At 46.8% G+C, this 18,967-nt stretch carries 19 protein-coding genes and 8 tRNA genes; 24 read left to right on the forward strand and 3 right to left on the reverse strand.

Going from position 1 to position 18,967, the window contains the following annotated elements; translation table 11 throughout:
• The first annotated feature begins 149 nt into the window (after positions 1-149).
• From A8708_RS10615 to A8708_RS10650, 8 genes are all read left to right on the forward strand, one after another.
• Positions 150-241 (forward strand) — tRNA-Ser (locus A8708_RS10615).
• Between the two features lie 27 nt (positions 242-268).
• Positions 269-345 (forward strand) — tRNA-Met (locus A8708_RS10620).
• Between the two features lie 20 nt (positions 346-365).
• A tRNA-Val gene (locus tag A8708_RS10625) sits at positions 366-441 on the forward strand.
• 7 nt (positions 442-448) lie between these two features.
• A tRNA-Thr gene (locus A8708_RS10630) sits at positions 449-524 on the forward strand.
• A 26-nt stretch (positions 525-550) separates the two neighbouring features.
• A tRNA-Asp gene (locus A8708_RS10635) sits at positions 551-627 on the forward strand.
• Between the two features lie 43 nt (positions 628-670).
• Positions 671-743 (forward strand) — tRNA-Phe (locus A8708_RS10640).
• 44 nt (positions 744-787) lie between these two features.
• Positions 788-869 (forward strand) — tRNA-Tyr (locus A8708_RS10645).
• 10 nt (positions 870-879) lie between these two features.
• Positions 880-952: transfer RNA gene (locus tag A8708_RS10650), tRNA-Lys, on the forward strand.
• 109 nt (positions 953-1,061) lie between these two features.
• Here the strand turns inward: A8708_RS10650 and A8708_RS10655 are convergent.
• The 3 genes from A8708_RS10655 to A8708_RS10665 are packed head-to-tail and all read right to left on the reverse strand — an operon-like array spanning position 1,062 to position 3,566.
• Positions 1,062-1,361 (reverse strand): MTH1187 family thiamine-binding protein, encoded by a 300-nt coding sequence (locus tag A8708_RS10655; protein WP_068663485.1) that lies wholly within the window; start codon positions 1,359-1,361, stop codon positions 1,062-1,064.
• 49 nt (positions 1,362-1,410) lie between these two features.
• On the reverse strand, positions 1,411-2,973 hold the full coding sequence (locus A8708_RS10660; RefSeq protein WP_068663486.1) for a GMC family oxidoreductase: 1,563 nt from the start codon (positions 2,971-2,973) through the stop codon (positions 1,411-1,413).
• Complete coding sequence (locus A8708_RS10665) at positions 2,970-3,566, reverse strand: gluconate 2-dehydrogenase subunit 3 family protein (RefSeq protein WP_068663487.1); 597 nt, start codon at positions 3,564-3,566, stop codon at positions 2,970-2,972. The genes A8708_RS10660 and A8708_RS10665 overlap by 4 nt, the downstream gene beginning before the upstream one ends.
• A gap of 259 nt (positions 3,567-3,825) precedes the next feature.
• Between A8708_RS10665 and A8708_RS36395 the strand changes: the two genes are divergently transcribed.
• The 16 genes from A8708_RS36395 to hisJ all read left to right on the forward strand — a co-directional run bounded on the left by A8708_RS36395 (position 3,826) and on the right by hisJ (position 18,921).
• Positions 3,826-4,677 carry a C40 family peptidase gene (locus A8708_RS36395; protein WP_068663488.1) on the forward strand — a complete coding sequence of 284 codons (852 nt, stop codon included), beginning with the start codon at positions 3,826-3,828 and terminating at the stop codon, positions 4,675-4,677.
• 132 nt (positions 4,678-4,809) lie between these two features.
• Entirely contained in the window at positions 4,810-5,925 is a 1,116-nt protein-coding gene (locus A8708_RS10675) for a PucR family transcriptional regulator (protein ID WP_068663489.1), read from the forward strand.
• 112 nt (positions 5,926-6,037) lie between these two features.
• Complete coding sequence (locus A8708_RS10680) at positions 6,038-7,168, forward strand: ABC transporter ATP-binding protein (RefSeq protein WP_068663490.1); 1,131 nt, start codon at positions 6,038-6,040, stop codon at positions 7,166-7,168.
• A 170-nt stretch (positions 7,169-7,338) separates the two neighbouring features.
• Positions 7,339-8,280: an HPr(Ser) kinase/phosphatase gene (gene hprK, locus A8708_RS10685; RefSeq protein WP_068663491.1), complete on the forward strand. Its 942-nt coding sequence runs from the start codon at positions 7,339-7,341 to the stop codon at positions 8,278-8,280.
• Positions 8,281-8,317: 37 nt separating this feature from the next.
• Positions 8,318-9,292, forward strand: coding sequence for a prolipoprotein diacylglyceryl transferase (lgt, locus tag A8708_RS10690; RefSeq protein WP_082927418.1), 975 nt, complete (start codon positions 8,318-8,320; stop codon positions 9,290-9,292).
• On the forward strand, positions 9,270-9,929 hold the full coding sequence (ppaX, locus tag A8708_RS10695; RefSeq protein ID WP_068663492.1) for a pyrophosphatase PpaX: 660 nt from the start codon (positions 9,270-9,272) through the stop codon (positions 9,927-9,929). The genes lgt and ppaX overlap by 23 nt, the downstream gene beginning before the upstream one ends.
• The gene (locus tag A8708_RS10700) at positions 9,926-10,414 is read left to right on the forward strand and encodes an acyltransferase (protein ID WP_068663493.1); all 489 of its coding nucleotides are present in this window, start codon (positions 9,926-9,928) and stop codon (positions 10,412-10,414) included. Before ppaX ends, A8708_RS10700 begins: the two co-directional genes overlap by 4 nt.
• A gap of 180 nt (positions 10,415-10,594) precedes the next feature.
• Positions 10,595-11,548 (forward strand): peptidoglycan-binding domain-containing protein, encoded by a 954-nt coding sequence (locus A8708_RS36765; protein ID WP_275667876.1) that lies wholly within the window; start codon positions 10,595-10,597, stop codon positions 11,546-11,548.
• A 705-nt stretch (positions 11,549-12,253) separates the two neighbouring features.
• Positions 12,254-13,432 (forward strand): ATP phosphoribosyltransferase regulatory subunit, encoded by a 1,179-nt coding sequence (locus tag A8708_RS10710; protein ID WP_068663494.1) that lies wholly within the window; start codon positions 12,254-12,256, stop codon positions 13,430-13,432.
• Positions 13,433-13,474: 42 nt separating this feature from the next.
• Positions 13,475-14,110 carry an ATP phosphoribosyltransferase gene (gene hisG, locus A8708_RS10715; protein WP_068663495.1) on the forward strand — a complete coding sequence of 212 codons (636 nt, stop codon included), beginning with the start codon at positions 13,475-13,477 and terminating at the stop codon, positions 14,108-14,110.
• A 38-nt stretch (positions 14,111-14,148) separates the two neighbouring features.
• Positions 14,149-15,435 (forward strand): histidinol dehydrogenase, encoded by a 1,287-nt coding sequence (hisD, locus tag A8708_RS10720; RefSeq protein WP_068663496.1) that lies wholly within the window; start codon positions 14,149-14,151, stop codon positions 15,433-15,435.
• The gene (gene hisB, locus A8708_RS10725) at positions 15,436-16,044 is read left to right on the forward strand and encodes an imidazoleglycerol-phosphate dehydratase HisB (protein WP_068663497.1); all 609 of its coding nucleotides are present in this window, start codon (positions 15,436-15,438) and stop codon (positions 16,042-16,044) included.
• 2 nt (positions 16,045-16,046) lie between these two features.
• A complete protein-coding gene (gene hisH / locus A8708_RS10730; protein ID WP_068663498.1) occupies positions 16,047-16,652 on the forward strand; it encodes an imidazole glycerol phosphate synthase subunit HisH in 606 nt (201 codons plus the stop codon).
• 24 nt (positions 16,653-16,676) lie between these two features.
• Positions 16,677-17,435 (forward strand): imidazole glycerol phosphate synthase subunit HisF, encoded by a 759-nt coding sequence (gene hisF, locus A8708_RS10735; RefSeq protein WP_068663499.1) that lies wholly within the window; start codon positions 16,677-16,679, stop codon positions 17,433-17,435.
• On the forward strand, positions 17,432-18,088 hold the full coding sequence (gene hisIE, locus A8708_RS10740) for a bifunctional phosphoribosyl-AMP cyclohydrolase/phosphoribosyl-ATP diphosphatase HisIE (protein WP_068663500.1): 657 nt from the start codon (positions 17,432-17,434) through the stop codon (positions 18,086-18,088). Before hisF ends, hisIE begins: the two co-directional genes overlap by 4 nt.
• Before the next feature lie 26 nt (positions 18,089-18,114).
• Entirely contained in the window at positions 18,115-18,921 is an 807-nt protein-coding gene (gene hisJ, locus A8708_RS10745) for a histidinol-phosphatase HisJ (protein ID WP_068663501.1), read from the forward strand.
• The last annotated feature ends 46 nt before the right edge of the window (positions 18,922-18,967 follow it).

An 18,967-nucleotide genomic window follows, 5' to 3' on the forward strand; every position in this document is an offset into this window, starting at 1 on the left:
TGATAGGTTCGAGGTGGAAGTGCGGCAACGTATGCAGCTGACGAATACTAATCGGTCGAGGGCTTAACCAAAATTCCTAAGTAAGACTTACGTTGAAGTTTCGTATCTAGTTTTCAGGGAATACTATTCCTGAATCGTATATATATCTTGGAGAGATACCCAAGTGGCTATAAGGGGACCCTCTGCTAAGGGGTTAGACTGCGTAAGTGGTGCGAGGGTTCGAATCCCTCTCTCTCCGCCAGTTCCAAATATATATACACTTTTATGTGGCGGCGTAGCTCAGCTGGCTAGAGCGTACGGTTCATACCCGTAAGGTCGGGGGTTCGAGCCCCTCTGCCGCTACCATAAAAACCTTAACACCAGATGGAGGCTTAGCTCAGCTGGGAGAGCATCTGCCTTACAAGCAGAGGGTCGGCGGTTCGATCCCGTCAGCCTCCACCATCAATACGCCGTTGTAGCTCAACTGGTAGAGCAACTGACTTGTAATCAGTAGGTTGGGGGTTCAAGTCCTCTCGACGGCACCATTTTTGCTTGAACCTTTTTGTAGCATGGAGCTGTGGTGTAGTGGCCTAACATGCCTGCCTGTCACGCAGGAGACCGCGGGTTCGAATCCCGTCAGCTCCGCCATTTCTTTTACAATTAATGTTGGACATGCTATAAATAATCATTTGGCTTTGTAGCTCAGTCGGTAGAGCAGAGGACTGAAAATCCTCGTGTCGGCGGTTCGATTCCGTCCAAAGCCATTGAGATGGTTGTATTGCTTTGGCAGTACGGGTATCTCGTATCTGGAGGCTTAGTGAAGTGGCTAAACACGGCAGACTGTAAATCTGCTCTCTTCGAGTTCGGTGGTTCGAATCCATCAGCCTCCATTTTCCCTACGAGTCATTAGCTCAGTTGGTAGAGCACCTGACTTTTAATCAGGGTGTCGTAGGTTCGAATCCTACATGACTCACTTTTATAAGCGAATGTACTAAGACCATAAGGTCTTTTTTTGTTTCTATTATATATAGGAAAAAAGCATCCTGCTGATGGGATGCTTTTTTTTGCTCAGATTTTGTTGTTCAGAGCTTGTCTGCGACGGACTGCATTTTCTGTTCCATGGAGGCGGGTTTGTCACGGCGATCATCGATCTTAATGGACGTGGATACACGCGCAGCTCCATGTAAGAAGGGAACCTCGTGGACGGCACGGACGACCTCGAATAGACGGTCTAGGGGGCCTTCCAGGATGGTGCCCATGGGGGTCATTTGAAAGCGAATATCGACGTGTCGCTCTAACTCCTTATGAAGGTCAGCTACATAGCCGCTTAGGCTGGTTGTGGCTGTTCCGATAGGGATGATTGTGAATTCAGCGATGGCCATAGGGAATCACGGTCTCCTTCTTTTGTATGCTTTATGCTAAGGATACCAATTAGGAGCTTGCGAGGTCAATGATGTAATCAGCTGTTCGCGCAGCTAAGGCCATAATCGTAAGCGTAGGATTGACGCCACTAGAAGTGACGAAAAGACTGGCATCGCAAATGAAAAGGTTTGGGATGTCATGACTTTGACCATACGAGTTCACGACCGATGTCGCAGGGTTATTACCCATGCGGCAACCACCCATTAGATGTTGGGTATCAGGAACGACATAAGAGATCTCTCCACCCGCGGCGCGGAGGATCATCTTCATATTGTCAACAGCATGGTCAAGTAGCTTGAGATCGTTATCGCAGTATTGGAAGGACAAGGAGGCCAACGGTATGCCATACGCATCTTTTTCTTCAGATAATGCTATGTGATTGTTCCAGTTAGGCAGAACCTCTCCGACCATTTTGAGACGACCATAGAAGTTGTACTCTTGCATAGCTTGTCTAAAGGACGAGCCCCATAGAGGCGCCTCGGTGGCTTTGCGAATACCTTCCGCCATCTCGATAGGCCGTGAGCCGTGAGCGTGTAGGGTATATCCACGGACAAAGCCTCTGCATGGATCTGTCTCATAGAAATCCTGGGTTGAAGCCAATACCGGCGTTCCTTTGTATAATCGGACTGCCTCTTCGAATTTGGCATAAACGTCGTTGGAGCTATGCGTCATAATCGCTCTGCCTACCCAACCGCTGGAATTGGCTAATCCATCAGGGAACTGTGGTGTGGCGGAGTGCAGCAGCAAACGTGGTGTTTCTACTGCATGGGCGCAGAGGATAACGGTTTTGGCTCGTTGCCGATAAGTCGTGCCTTCATGGACAAAGAGGACCCCGCAAGCATGTCCATATTCATTGACTTCGATTTGTGTGACTCTGCAGTCTGCTAGTATTTCTGCTCCAGCTTGAACCGCTTTAGGGATATGTACAATCAATGTACTAAATTTCGCGTTAGGCATACAGCCCTGCAGGCAGAACCCCCGATTGGTGCAGGCAGACCGGCCCTCTAATGGATTAGAGAGGATGGCTAGTGGTGTAGGAGCGGATTGGATACCAAGGGATTTGCAGCCTTTGTGAAATAAGACAGCATTCGGGCTAAGCGAATCTAATTCTGGGAGCGGATAAGGACCCTGGAAATTTCCCCAAGGGAAATGCTTAGGGCCAGACACGGAGATTTCTTTTTCGATACGTGAGTAATACGACTCCAAGTCTTTGTAATGAATAGGCCAATCTTCACCAACGCCATCAATGGCTTTCGTTTTGAAATCAGATTCATGAAACCTAAGAAAAACTCCGGTAAAGTTCTGAGTACCGCCGCCAACTCCCTTTCCCGAATGATGCTTGCCAGTAACGAATGGCTCAGCGGCATCTACAATGCGTGTATCCTCCCAAGCAAGACGTTTCATACTCAGTTCATCACTTGCAAAATCCTTCTCAGGATCGCGCCAAGGTCCCGCATCAACCACAACGACCCCAAGCCCTGCTTCGCTGAGTTCTTTGGCCAGAACGCCTCCAGCAGCCCCAGCTCCTACAATGAGAATATCTACGATGTCATTATCATATCGCCATTTCATGTTCGCTTCGCTGCCTCCCAAGACTCCAGTTGGTCGGGCCTATGCAAGGAATATCCATGCGGATAAGCAGGTCCTCCAAACCCGATTTCCGACCAAATTAAAGGATGGGCATAGTAGGCTTCAGTACTGAGTTGATGAAGTTTGTGAAATAAGACTTTCTGAGGAATGCCTTCCCAATTTTTCGTTGGGGGATAGCTTTCGTTGCTGATATGCAGCATGATGCTGCGTTGGTCCATTTCATCTAATTGAAAGAAAGGTTGACTGTTTACAAACCAGCCCGTTTCATCGATCGCTTTCAGTCCCTGGCGTATAAGCATTCGAAGCGGAGGTGTGCCTGCCTTGCGGTGGCTTTCACCTTTATTTTCAGATAAGACATGATCCATATGGTTAATGATGTATTGAATGATCTCTCCGCGATGATCGTCCATAAGAAGCGAACACCAAGCACGAAGTGTTTCTGCCTCAACAATTGTTAAGTATCCATAGGAGTGTTCACGAATAAGTCGAGCTTTCACAATGGATCTCGTGTGTATATCCCATTTATTACTTTCTTCCATAACATCATAGGTTGGGTAATGATTGTGGTCTTTCATGCTTATCACCTCCATAGTTAATGAGAATATAAACCAAAAAGTGCTACTACAATTATTTCCAAATCTATGAGAAATATGAGGACAGCCTCTTTGAAGATTTTAAAGAGATGAAAGAATTGGCACCAATGCCAATGTCATGGTTGTTAGGAAATATTTTAGGAATGAAAGTCTTTTCATTACCATGGTAATCTTGTACTAGTAACTGAGAAGTTTTCCAAATTACCCAACTCACCAAAGAGCACGCACAGGAGGAAATACAATGTTAAAGAGTCTTGCACACCGCACGTTAGGAATAACTGCTGCGATTACGATCGCATTATCAGCAACAACTGCCGTTTCCGCATATGCCGCGAATGATGATATGGATGCCGTTTCTTTGGCCAAAAAGTTGGTTGGCGTAGATTACTCCAAAAGTAACGAAACCCCAACTGCAGGATTTGATTCATCAGGACTAATCTATTATGTCTATGAAACGTTAAATTACACAGTACCTAGAACATTAGCGGGTCAATTCAGCATGAAAGCAACAAAATTCACAAAGATAGATAAAGCAGAGCCAGGTGACGTCTTGTTCTTTGGTAGTGGTTCAAAACCAACGTTTGCTGGGATCTATGTAGGCCAAGGTAAAATGGTCATGGCTTCCCAGAGCAAAGACGAAGTCGTCACTCGCAATGTAAATGAGCTTAAGGGCAGCTTTATTGGTGGAAGAAGTATTCTTTCGGCTAAGGATCGGTTGAAAGCTGAGTTGATCTTAACGGCTCAGAAATATCTGGGAACTCCGTATCTATTCGGTGCTAAATATGGTCAAACGAAAACGATGGATTGTTCTTCTTTTACAAAAACTGTGTTTGCGGATTATGGGATTACATTGCCACGCGTTTCTCGCGATCAAGCGAAGGAAGGCACTTTCGTTAGTAAAAGTAATTTACAAACAGGAGACTTGGTCTTTTTTACAACACCTGATTCCGGCAAGAACATTGGACATGTTGGTATTTATGTCGGTAACGGCATGATGATTCACACTTACGGTGAAGGTGGGGTTAAATTTACCTCAATGAATAAAGAATGGTGGGCGGATCACTACGTAACGGCTCGCCGCGTCATCAAATAGAACTTCTTTCATGTGGACCTTCTTGCCAGTTATGGCAGGGAGGTTCCTTTCGATTCACAGGAACAGGCAGACATATGGTACAATAGAGAGATAATTATAGAAGATGCTATAGGCAATAAGGAGTGAGGGCAGATGATTTGGGAACATGTCAAAGAGCGATTGGAAGCGGTTTTACAGTCGCCAATACAGATAAGCCTGATACCGGATTCCGAATGGCACCAGCTTGTGGAGGATCAGGGAGAGCGAGAAGAAGCATTTTGTCGAAGTGTGATGCGGGGACAGGAAGTTCTATTCTTCATTTCACAGGATCACAAAGAGGTCCGTGTATTGAAGATGGATGGGAGTAAGTTGTCTATCTCAGAACGCAAACTTGTCGAACTTACGATCGAATCGAAACAAACCGTAGAGAAGAAGCAATTCGGCTCCTATCTGTCGGAGGATGAAAGAAAGTCGAATCAATTAAGAGACTGGCTCTTGCAGCAATTGGAACGCGGCACAGGCCATGCAGAGCTTCCTGATGCGCTTGCTTCACAGTCATCGCTGTATTCAACCAAGATCCCTCTTTTGTTGTATGGGGACTATCCTCAGAACCAACGTGTATCCTATACAGAGCTTAAAAAGCTGTTGGAATCTTTCTTTGAAGCAGAAATTATTCTGATTCCTTTGTTAGAAAAGGAATGGCTCATCCTTGCCCCGGAGGTTCTTATCACTAGCGGCAGCGAAGAACGTGATGGGGATGAAGAAGAGAGCGTAGAACAAACCCTTGATGCATTAGGCTCAGGTTTGTATGAGATGTTGGCCAATGAATGGGTAGGCGAATGCCATCTAGCCATCGATTTCCCTGTGAAACCGGCGAAGTCCATATTTGCTACTGTGCTTAAACTACGTGAGACTATTATGTTGGGCCGCTCATTCCATGTAGGCAGCTTTATACATCTGCGTTGGGAGCTTCGTCTGGAGAAGCTGTTGCACCTTATAGAAGAAGAGGAGAAAACCGATTTCCTTGAACAAGTGCTCCGCGGCACGGATCATGTGCTGGATAGCGAGACGGTAACGACGCTTGAGCACTTCTTTACACTAGATTGTAATGTTAGTGAAACCGCGAAGAAGCTTTATATTCATCGCAATACGCTGCTTTATCGATTGGACAAGTTCAAGAATGAGACAGGACTGGATGTTAGAACGTTTAATCATGCGGTTTTGGTACGTCTGGCCTTGCTATTGTACAAAGTAACGAAAAGAAAGTGATTTTTTTGTAGGGATTGTGCATAGTCAGTCCGCTATTCGTAGGGTAAGATGTGTATATAGAAATGTTGACAAATAAATTAGTTGAACGATAAATTGTAGGGGGAATGAAATCATGGCAGGCGTACGTTTAAATCATATCGTTAAAAGATATTCTGGTGCAGAAGAATCAACAGTTAAAGATTTCCATCTTGAAGTTGCTGACAAAGAGTTCGTAGTTCTTGTTGGTGCATCCGGTTGCGGAAAATCCACAACTCTTCGTATGATCGCAGGTTTAGAGGAAATCACTGAAGGTGAACTTTACATCGGAGACCGCCTTGTAAATGACGTAGCTCCTAAAGACCGCGATATCGCGATGGTATTCCAATCCTACGCTCTTTATCCGCATATGACTGTTTATCAAAACATGGCATTCGGATTGAAACTTCGTAAATTCAAAAAAGCTGATATCGATGCTCGCGTTCGCGAAGCAGCGAAAATTCTAGATATCGTTCACTTGCTTGATCGTAAGCCAAAAGCTCTTTCCGGTGGTCAACGTCAACGTGTTGCCTTGGGTCGTGCGATTGTTCGTGAGCCACAAGTATTCTTAATGGATGAGCCGCTTTCCAACTTGGATGCGAAACTTCGTGTGCAAATGCGTGCGGAAATCACAAAATTGACAAAACGTCTTGGTGTTACAACGATCTACGTAACGCATGACCAAATCGAAGCTATGACAATGGGCGATCGTATCGTTGTTATGGATAAAGGTATTATTCAACAAGCTGCTACACCAGAAGAAATCTACAACTTCCCAGTGAACATGTTCGTTGCTGGTTTCATTGGATCCCCATCCATGAACTTCATGACAGGAACATTGGCATCTGAAGGCGGCGGCGTATTCTTCAAAGCTGGTTCCGTTAATGTAGAAGTTCCAGCAGGTAAAGCACAAGTTCTTAAAGACAAAGGATTCGTTGGCAAAGAAGTGATTCTGGGAGTTCGTCCAGAAGATATTCACGAAGAGCCAGTATTCTTGGAAGCTTCCCCTAAGACAGTATTCAACGTTAACGTTGAATTGACTGAGAACTTAGGACATGAAATGTACTTGTACTTGAACGGTATCGGCGCTAACACAGTAATCGCTCGTGTTGATGGTCGTTCCGGAATCAAAGAAGGTACTAACGTTAAATTGGCACTAGACATGAACAAAGTTCATTTCTTCGATAAAGAAACTACACTTTCCATCTTGGTTAACCCTAACCTATAAGGATTGTACTGAAAGGCCAGCCGTTATCGGCTGGTTTTTTTGTTTATTTTGCGGTTCATGAACACAGTAGTTGCTTTCAATTAGGTATTCCATTACGATGAAACTATTGGAAGCCTGCTTGCAACAAACAAAACATATGGTACATAAGCAAATTCGGAGGAGTTAGGACAATGGCCAAAAAGGTAAAGGTTTCCGACATGATGGAACAGCTACATATGGAAGTATTAGCAGGAGAGGGTGGACTGAAGCGTCCGATTACGACTGGTGACTTGTATCGCCCAGGTCTTGAAATGGCGGGGTATTTCAATTACCACCCCAAAGAACGAATTCAGATGCTTGGTAAAACAGAGATTACGTTTATAGAGATGCTAACGACGGGTGTTCGGAGGAATCGGGTTGAACAGCTATGTGCCTCTGAGGAAACGCCATGCATTATTGTAACAAGAGGCCTGGATGTTCCAGTTGAATTGCTCGAGGAGGCGACTAAGCGTGATCTGGCAGTACTACGAACGCAGCTTTCTACGACGATTTTTGCAAGTCGATTAACTGGCTTTCTTGAGAATAAGCTTGCTCCAAGCACAACCATCCATGGTGTACTAGTTGATGTTTATGGGGTTGGCATGTTGATTACCGGCAGCAGTGGGATTGGTAAGAGTGAAACTGCGCTTGAACTTGTGAAACGAGGACACCGACTGATTGCGGATGATGCAGTAGAAATTAGACAAAATGGCGATAAAGTGTTAACAGGGAACGCACCAGAGTTGATTCGTCATTTACTTGAAATCCGCGGCGTCGGTATCATCAATGTCATGACGCTTTTCGGCGCAGGAGCCATTCGTAATGTAAAGAAGATCTCGGTTGTAGTGAAATTGGAGAATTGGCAGCAAGAGAAGCAATATGATCGACTAGGGCTAGATGAGGAGTTAACACGGATTATCGATACTGATCTGCCTCTCGTCACGATACCTGTACGACCAGGGCGAAATTTAGCTGTTATCGTAGAGGTTGCGGCGATGAACTATCGCTTGAAACGAATGGGATATAACGCAGCGCTGCAGTTTACCAATAAATTAACGGAATCATTGAATGAAGATTTTGAGGATTTTGATTGAGAGTGGGCTTAAGCTCATCAAATAAAGGAGTGAAACTATGTTAGAAAGTGTTGCGTTCTCCCTTGGGCCGATTCATGTAAGATGGTATGGGATTATTCTAGGAACAGCCGCATTAATCGGTTTAATGTTGGCAATCAGGGAAGGGAAACGATTCAAAATCGTGCCTGACTTCTTCATGGATTTATTGTTAATTGGAGTGCCTTCTGCCATTATCGGGGCAAGAATTTATTATGTAGCATTCCAATGGGCAGATTATAAAGATAATTTATGGGAAATATTCATGATATGGCATGGTGGAATTGCGATATATGGTGCTCTCATCGGTGCTATTATCGGTGCCTCCTTCTATATTCGGGCTAAGGGATACAACTTCTTTCGAATTGCTGATATCCTTGCGCCAGGATTAATTATTGGACAGGCGATCGGTCGTTGGGGTAATTTCATGAATCAGGAAGCTCATGGTGGTCCAGTGGAAGAGTCGTTTCTGAGAGATAGCCTGCATTTACCGAATTTCATAGTGAACCAAATGAATATCGAAGGGACATTCTACCATCCAGCGTTCCTTTATGAGTCGATATGGAGTTTTGTAGGCTTGCTGGTGTTATTCTGGCTTCGTCGTAGGCCGTTCTTGCGGGCAGGAGAGGTCTTCCTAAGTTACTTCATCTGGTATTCCATCGGTCGTTTCTTCATTGAAGGAATTCGTACGGACAGCTTGGACATTACAGGACCAACATGGTTAGCCTCTTTGATGAATGCGCTATGGTCACCTATGAAGATCGTATTTGAACCAGGTGATTTGACATATGGAGGGAATGTTCGATTCTCACAATTGCTTGCCCTACTGATTGTCATTGCGGCTGTGACCATGATCATCATTAGAAGGAAAAAAGGTTATGCCAATGAACATTACTCAGATCCGATTGTATCTACATTAGCGCTTGATAATAACAAAGTAGTCAAAGAAGAAGAGACAGATAAAGGAGTTAACTATGATTCAAACCGTACTATTTGATTTGGATGGCACGATTGTAGACACGAATGAGTTGATTGTACAATCGTTCTTACATAGCTTGGAAGGCGAAACTCCGGAACCTATTAGCCGGGAACTTATTGTTCCCAATATGGGTCGTCCGTTAGTGGAGCAAATGGAGTTTTTTACAGGCAAAAAAGAAGTTGAAGCGTTGATTACTAAGTATCGTACCTTTAATCTTGCCAAACATGATGAGCTTGTGAGGGAATTTCCGAACGTGCGTACGGTAATGGCAAAGCTTCACGAAAATGGTGTCAAAATCGGAATCGTGACGAGTAAAATCAGGATTACTACGCTGATGGGATTGAAACTTTGTGGATTAGACTCCTACGTAAGTGCAATTGTAACAGTAGATGATGTCAAGGAACCAAAGCCCAGCCCTGAGGGTATCTTTGCAGCGTTGAAAGAACTAGGCAGTTCGCCTGAAGAAGCGATGATGGTTGGCGATAGCCACTATGATATTGAGGCTGCTCAGAATGCAGGAGTTACTTCCGTTGGCGTTTCTTGGTCTTGGAAGGGGCGCTCGTATTTAGAGCAGTATAACCCGGATCATATTGTTGATGATATGTTTGATTTGTTGCCGTTAGTAGGGATATCGTCGGAAGTGAAGGTTGATTGAGGCAGACAGAGAAGTATCCCGTAGATGGCCCGAATGCGCTATGGCAAATTTATCAGACGGTAAGTAAGTGGAAGGCCATGCGAAACTTTGTTTTCATTCAAATCACCCGTTATTCACCATCATTGAGGTTGAAAAACTGGATCTACCGACGTGTTCTTGGCATGACGGTTGGTGAGCACTCGGCATTTGCCTTGATGGTGATGGTGGATGTGTTCTTCCCAGAGCGGATCTACATTGGGAGTAATACAATCATTGGCTATAACACGACGATCCTCGCGCATGAGTATTTAACGAAGGAATATCGTTTAGGCGATGTCCGAATTGGCTCCCATGTGATGGTAGGGGCGAATACAACAATCCTGCCAGGGGTGACGATTGGTGACAATGCGATTATTGGCGCGGGATCTGTCGTTCATAAGGATGTAGCCCCGAACAGCTTCGTGGCAGGTAATCCCATGCAGGTAATTCGGTCAGGCAATTCCTAGTATGAATTTTATAAGAATGGACTCAACATCGTTGTGATGTGGGGTCCATTTTTTGTTGTGAGAGGAAAGCAATACCAACAGTTTATCACTATACAATCGCAAGATTACGACTAACAAAATTAACTTATAGGAATAGTAAAGACGCAGTAAAATTATTGGTTAAGGGAAGGTGTCGATGAAGTGCAGCAATGGAATCGTAGTAAAGACGCAAAAGTGAAAAAAGGTAACTTTGGATGGTCGATAGGAAAGCATGTAGGCGTAGTAGTATTAGCCGTAATGCTGATATTATCCTTGCCAACCACAAGCTCGGCTGTAGGCAAGGAAGCAAGCGGACCCGATGTGTTCGTTATCCAAGGGATGCTGAAATCACTGGGGAGTTATTCTGGTGATATTAACGGTTACTACGATAATGCAACTGTGCAAGGCGTAAGGTACTTTCAGAAAAAACACGGGCTGCCGATAACCGGCGCCGTTGATAGCCGCACACTCGAGTCCATTACTTATAGTTATATGAAGCTTAAGGGTGTTGGACAAGGGCGAGGTGGCGGTAAAGGTCGAGGCCAAGGACAAGGCGGTAGTGGAGGCTTCGGCGGAGGCAAGGGTCAAGGTGGCAGTGGAGGCACTGGCGGAGGCGAAGGCCAAGGCGGCAGTGGAGGCACTGGCGGAGGAGAAGGTCAAGGCGGTGGTAACGGCACTGGCGGAGGTAAGGGCCAAGGTGGCAGTAATGGTACTGGCGGAGGCAAAGGCCAAGGCGGCGGTAATGGTATCGGCGGAGGCAAAGGCCAAGATGGTGGTAACGGTATTGGTGAAGGCAAGGGCCAAGGTGGCGGTAACGGGGGAAGCCAAGGCCAAGGACCTAGCGCAACACCAGCGCCGGGGCCTAACGGCGGACCGAAACCAGTGCCGAACGGTGGAGGAACACCTGCTCCGTATGGCAACGGAAGCGGCAATGGCAACGGTAACGGACAAAATGGGCAGGCGCCTAATGGCACTGGTAATGGACAAAACGGACAAACCCCAAATGGAAATGGTAATGGCAACGGCCTAAATGGAAATAAGGCTCCAAATGCTGGTCAATCCCAAACTCCTAATGGCAGCGGTAAAACGCCAAATGGACCGGTGGAAGAAGATTAATCATATTTGTCTTAACGAGGGCATGCTGCCGTGACAGCATGCCTTTTGCTATTGGGGGAATTTTGACCGCCGACTTAGATGAGCTCCTCAATGTGCACCAGGAATCCGTATATGATAGGTGAAGACTACTAGCTACCTAGAGAATGGCGCATAACTGGATTTTATACAGCTAAATAGACGGGATTTCGGTAATTGAAGCAGATAGATGGATTTTCTGCTGTTAATTTCACCTGAATGAGCTCAACGGGCTACTTTTGGTGAAAATAGATGTACAAAATCCATCTAATCGTTGGAGAGAGTAAATTCCCTCCAAATTAAATGGAGGTTTTCCAGTTAACTTGGAATTTATATTGTTTTTATTAAGCGGATACGCGATAGCGCTGCAAATACCATTACTAAAATGCTGTGAGTCAGGTGTGACCGCCAACATAATGTGGCTCCGCTACGACCGCTACGCGCGCCAAGACTTTTCTCTAATAGTTTTCAAATTAGTGGATGTAGCGGCACAGTTGACGGCATATGGGTGCATATGCCATTCTTAAAGCGCTGGTCAAGGCGGAGACGATTGACGGTCCTAAAGATACGTGATAAAATAGCCGTACATTCTTTATTTTGGTAGCATGGTAGAACGTTAACGCACTAAAGCGAATGATGAACAGTAAATTAATAATAACTAATTATACTCCTACTTATAGAGGTGAGACGGTGTCGAAGCCAAAAGTATTTGAAAAGCCGGTAGGCGCGAAAGATTATTTGCCAGATGCAGTTGCGAAACTAAGAAACATAGAATTCCGTGTGTTGGCCTGTATGGAACGCTGGGGTTACAACCAGATAATTACACCTACACTTGAATATTACGATACAGTCGGCGTTGCAAGCTCGACAGAGGATAAAAAGCTGTTCAAGCTGCTAGATCGCAAGGGGAAAACGCTTGTTCTGCGCTCGGAATTAACGGCGCCTATCGCGCGTGTAGCCTCTTCGCTTCTCAAAGAGCAAGAGTTCCCGCTGCGTCTTTCGTATCATTCGAATGTTTTTCGTTCAATTGAAGAAGAAGCAGGCAGAGATTCGGAGTTCTATCAAACTGGCGTTGAATTGATCGGCGATGCTACATCTGAAGCGGATGCGGAAGTTGTGGCGCTAGCGATTGCTTCTTTACAAGCTGCAGGCGTTGAGAAATTCAAGATTGCACTAGGTCATGTGGGCTTTCTGAATGGATTATTCCAAGAAACATTGGAAGGGCGCATGGATGCGCAACTTTCCTTGAAAGAGCATCTGCTTAGCCGTGATTATGTTGGTTACCGAGAAGCGATTAAGAAATTATCGCTAGAGCCTGACGTTGAGCGTGAGCTAATCGGGGTACTAAGGCTTCGTGGAGGAGATGAAATCTGCGAGCAAGCACGAATGGTCTCCCAGCATCCTATCGCACAGGATGCGATCCGACATCTTTGCGAAGTGTGGGATGTGTTGAAAGCCTACGGTGTAAGTGAGCATGTTGTCATTGATTTAACGATGATTGGGGATTTCTCCTACTATACAGGTATGACGTTTGAAGGGTATGCAGCTGAGCTAGGTTTCCCTGTTTGCAGTGGAGGCCGCTACGATAATTTATTGAGCCAGTTCGGGCGCCCGGCGCCAGCGACAGGATTTGCGTTGAAAACGAATCGAATCCTTGAAGTAACAGGCAAAGAGCAAGTGAAACAACCGAATCGTATACTGATTGCCTACGATGCTGAGCATCGTGAGGCAGCGCTGCAACTAGCGAAGGATATGCGGAACGATGAAACGAATACTGTGAGTATCGTAATCACACAGCTTGTTACGAAGGAACAAGACATTGATTTGAACAGAGCGGGATACCACGTAATGAAGTTGATAGCGGAATAACCTCTCAGCGAAGATGAGGGAAGTTTGGAGGAGGTTGAAACGGTGGAAGACATTCTTAAAGTAGCGATGCCGAAAGGCCGTATTTATAAACAAGCCGCGAAAATGTTTACGCAAGCAGGATTGCCTATTCCTGAGGATTTGGAAGAAGGCCGCCGTTTAATTATCCCTGTGCCAGGGGCGAAAATGGAATTTATTTTAGCCAAACCAGTGGATGTACCTACTTATGTAGAGTACGGCGTTGCTGATATCGGAGTTGTGGGCAAGGATGTTCTGATGGAAGAAAATCGGAATGTTTACGAATTGCTTGACCTAGGGATCGCACGGTGCCGTATGTCAGTGATTGGATTGCCGGATTGGAAGCAGGTAATCAACCCGCGTGTTGCGACGAAATATCCGAATGTGGCTTCTCAGTATTTCCGGGAGCAAGGACAGCAAGTAGAAGTCATTAAGTTGAATGGTTCGATCGAGCTAGCGCCGTTAATTGGACTCGCTGACCGTATCGTAGATATGGTAGAGACTGGCCAAACTTTGAAAGAGAATGGTCTTGTGGAGCAAGAGGAAATCTTTCAAATTACGAGCCGCTTAATTGCGAATCGTGTGAGTTATCGGATGAAGAACGACTCCATCCAACGGTTGTGTGATATGCTGCAGGCGGTTCTGCCAACAGCGCAACGATAGATATATGTAAGTGAAACACCAATGAGAGGATGATGAAGATGCGGATTATGCCCGCCTCCGAATTTCAATTAAACCGCGAGGTCGAATACGGCTCACCGGAGCAAAATGAGTCCGTCCGCCGCATCATCGATGAGGTGCGACAGGACGGGGATACCGCGCTGCGCCGCCTCGCGCAGCAGTTCGACGGCGTCCAAGTTGCTGAGCTTCGCGTCAGCGACGAAGAAATCCAGGCGGCGTACGCGCAAGTCGACGCCGCATTCCTGGCGGCGCTGCGTCAAGCCGCCGCTAACATTCGTGCGTTTCATGAGAAGCAGAAACGCAATTCTTGGATGGACCTGCAGCCGAACGGCAGTCTGCTGGGCCAGATCATCCGACCGCTGAAGCGGGTCGGATTGTACGTGCCCGGAGGGAAGGCGGCGTATCCGTCTTCCGTGCTCATGAACGCCATCCCCGCGATCGTCGCGGGGGTGCCTGAGATCGCGATGGTGACGCCGCCGTCCACCGCGGGCGAAGAAGGCATCAACCCGCACATCCTCGTGGCCGCGGCTGAAGCGGGTGTGAAAGAGATCTACCGCGTAGGCGGGGCGCAGGCTGTGGCCGCTCTGGCCTACGGGACAGAATCGATCGCGCCGGTCGATAAAATCGTCGGCCCAGGCAACATCTACGTCGCGCTGGCGAAGCGCTTCGTGTTCGGTGTCGTCGATATCGACATGATCGCCGGACCGACCGACATTGTCGTGCTCGCCGACGAGCACGCCGATCCAGCATACATCGCGGCCGATCTGCTAGCGCAGGCCGAGCATGATGAGATGTCACCGTCGATTCTGGTGACACCTTCACCCGAACTAGCCGAAGAAGTTCGGCTAGAGCTATGGCGGCAGCTGGATGTGCTGCCGAAGAAAGCCATCGCTGCCGTCTCCACGGCGACGAAAGGCGCGATTCTGCTTGTCGATTCACTCGAAGAAGGCATCGACGTCGTTAATCGCTTGGCACCGGAGCACTGTGAGCTGCTGGTTCAGGAGCCTTTCACATGGCTGCCGCGCATTGAAAATGCAGGTGCCATTTTCCTAGGCGCGTACAGCACAGAACCAGTCGGCGACTATTTCGCCGGCCCGAACCACGTGCTGCCGACGAATGGTACGGCACGGTTCTCATCGCCACTGAATGTGGACGATTTCCTCAAAAAATCAAGTGTCATTCACTATAGCAAAGAAGCATTACTCGCGAACGGCGACATGATTATGACTTTGGCTCGGAATGAAGGGCTGGAGGGTCATGCGCGTGCGGTAGAGATCAGACTTAGAAAAGAAGGGAAGTTGACATAAATGGCGGAACAAGATCAAGTAAGAACGCGTTCAGCGAGCGTAGCTCGTAAGACGAATGAAACGGACATTAAGCTTGCTTTTGAAGTAGATGGTACAGGAATTTCAGAACTACAAACAGATGTTCCCTTCTTGAATCATATGCTAGATTTGTTCACCAAGCATGGTCATTTCAATTTGAACGTAGATGCCAAGGGCGATATCGAAATCGACGACCACCATACGGTAGAGGATATCGGGATTTGTCTAGGTCAAACACTGCGCGAAGCGCTTGGTGACAAACGGGGCATCAAACGTTATGCGAGCATATTCGTTCCGATGGATGAAGCGTTGGCACAAGTTGTGATTGATATTTCCAACCGTCCTCATTTTGAATACCGTGCGGAGTACCCTACAGCGAATGTGGGAAGCTTTGAAACACAGCTGGTGAAAGAGTTCCTTTGGAAATTTGCGCTAGAAGCTCGTATCACTTTACATGTTATCGTGCATTACGGTGAAAACACGCACCATATGATTGAGGGTGTTTTCAAAGCATTGGGGCGTGCGCTGGATGAAGCAACTTCGATTGATCCTCGTGTGCAGGGGGTTCCTTCGACGAAGGGAGTGCTGTAGGCATGATCGCGATTATTGATTATGGAATGGGCAATTTACATAGCGTGAGCAAAGCGGTTGAGCGACTCGGCTATGAAGCGGTTGTGACTGGTGATCCGGCACAAATTCTAGCAGCAGAGAGAGCGATCCTTCCTGGTGTTGGCGCATTTGGCGATGCGATGGAACATCTGCGCGAAACAGGTCTTGACGAGGTTGTGAAGCAGTATGCAGCATCAGGCAAACCCATTATTGGAATTTGTTTAGGCATGCAGCTGTTGTTCACGAGCAGTGAAGAGCATGGGCAACATGAGGGGTTAGGGCTTCTGCCTGGGTCTGTTGTGCGTTTCCGCGGAGAGTACAAAGTGCCGCATATGGGATGGAATCGCCTGAGTTACAAGCAGGGTGATAGTCCTATTTTCAAAGGGATCGAAGAAGGGCACGTGTATTTCGTACACTCCTACCATGTGAAACCGGAGCGGGAGAACGATCTGTTGGCAGTGACAGACTACTATCAACCCGTAACAGCGATCGTTGGACGTGATAACGTCTATGGCATGCAGTTCCACCCAGAGAAAAGCGGAGATATTGGTATGCAGCTATTGGATAATTTTTTGAAGTTAAGTAATTAGGGTTGTCTCAAGGAGGTGCTGAGCATGTTGGCCAAAAGAATTATCCCTTGTCTCGACGTCAAGGATGGCCGAGTAGTGAAGGGCGTAAATTTCGTAAATTTACGTGATGCCGGTGATCCCGTAGAGCTTGCGGCGATTTATGATAAGGAAGGCGCGGATGAGCTCGTGTTCCTCGATATTTCGGCTTCCGTTGAAGGGCGCGCGACGATGGTCGAGGTTGTCCGTCAAACGGCTGGCGAGATTACGATTCCGTTCACGGTTGGCGGCGGGATTTCGAGTGTCGAGGATATGAAACGTCTTCTTCGCGCAGGCGCGGACAAAATTGGCATTAACACGGCGGCTGTGCTGAATCCTCAGCTTGTTTCCGATGGTGCACGGAAGTTTGGTTCACAGTGTATTGTTGTTGCGATTGACGCCAAGTTCAATCCCGAGTGGGGCGAGTGGGAAGTGTACACCCATGGTGGACGCAAACCGACGGGCATTAAGACGCTGGAGTGGGCGAAGCGCGTAGAAGAGTTAGGTGCAGGAGAAATCTTGCTGACAAGCATGGATGCGGATGGAACGAAGGATGGCTTTGATTTGAAGCTGACACGGGCGGTATCCGAACTGCTGACGATTCCAGTCATTGCTTCAGGCGGCGCGGGCAAAGCCGAGCATTTCTACGATGTATTCACCGAAGGCAAGGCTGATGCGGGGCTAGCGGCAACGATTTTTCACTATAAAGAATTAACGATAGATGGGGTCAAGGCTGACCTGAAAGGTAAAGGGGTTGAAATTCGATGACATTTTCAGTGGATCAAATTAAGTATGACGCGCAAGGACTTGTGCCTGCGATTGTGCAGGATGCAGTGAGCAAAGAGGTTCTTATGCTGGCGTACATGAACAGTGAGTCCTTGCAGCGCACGATTCAAACAGGGGACACATGGTTCTGGAGCCGTTCACGCAACGAGCTTTGGAATAAAGGGGCAACTTCTGGTCATACGCAAAAGGTAAAAGCACTTCGCTACGACTGCGATGCGGACACGTTGCTTGTTCTTGTTGAACAAGTGGGACCTGCTTGCCATAACGGCTCTTACACCTGCTTCACAGCAAATATCGCAGTGGAAGGTTCGTCAGAAGAAGCTGTGCCTGCTGCTACCGGCGGTGACCGTTTTGCTATTTTAGCTGAACTAGAAGCTGTCATTGCTTCCCGTGATGCGGAGCGTCCTGAGGGCGCGTATACGACGTACCTTTTCGAAAAAGGGGTCGATAAAATCCTCAAAAAAGTCGGCGAAGAAACGGCCGAAGTTATTATTGCAGCTAAAAATAAAGACAATGACGAGCTTCGTTATGAGGCGAGCGATCTTATTTTCCACCTAATGGTGCTCCTGCGTAATAATAAATTGCCATTGGATGATATTATGAAAGAGTTAGCTAATCGGCACGTAAAGAAATAATACAAACGACCTGGAGTGAATTCACGATGTTGATTGATTATCATACACATCATGTGCGCTGCGGTCATGCCTCTGGGGAACTGGAGGAATACGTCAAACGCGGCATTGAGATCGGGCTCACCCAGTTGGGGCTTTCTGATCATATGCCGCTTTTGCATGTAGACCCGCAGACGTATTGGCCGGAAATGGCGATGCCGATGGAGGAGCTTCCTCGATATGTAGAAGAATGCCTTCAGCTCAAAGAGAAGTATAAGGATCAGATTGATATTCGCGTCGGTCTGGAAGGCGACTATATTGAAGGCTATGAGTCGGAGATTGCAGCCATTATTAACGCTTACCCTTGGGATTATGTCATCGGATCGGTTCATTTTCTGCGTGAGTGGGATATTTCTGATTTTAGGCAGCTTGCTGGTTGGGAAGGTAAGGATATTTTTGAAGTTTATACCCAATACTACGAGGCAGTGAAGCAAGCAGCCCGAACGGGGCTGTATGACTATATCGGTCATATCGATATGATCAAACGGTTTGGTTACGTGCCAGAACGTGATACGTGGGAATTGGAGAAAGCTGCGTTAGATACCGTCAAAGAGTGTGGGCTAGCGATTGAATTAAATGCTTCTGGCCTGCGTCATCCTTGCAAAGAGATGTTCCCAAGTCGTCGTATGCTTGAATACTGCCATAAGGTGGGGATTCCAGTGACACTAGGATCGGATGCGCACCTCCCGGAACGGTTGTCGCAGTATTTGGATGAGGCTAGAGAGCTATTGAAAACGATTGGATTTAACGAAATAGCCACATTTTCTGCTCGAAAACGACAACTTGTGACTTTTTAATTTCGATACGTATCATGTATAATAAGTAGGACCATATAATCTATTT

This window comes from Paenibacillus oryzisoli (assembly GCF_001653565.1).
In the GTDB taxonomy this organism is placed as follows: Bacteria; Bacillota; Bacilli; order Paenibacillales; family NBRC-103111; genus Paenibacillus_E; species Paenibacillus_E oryzisoli.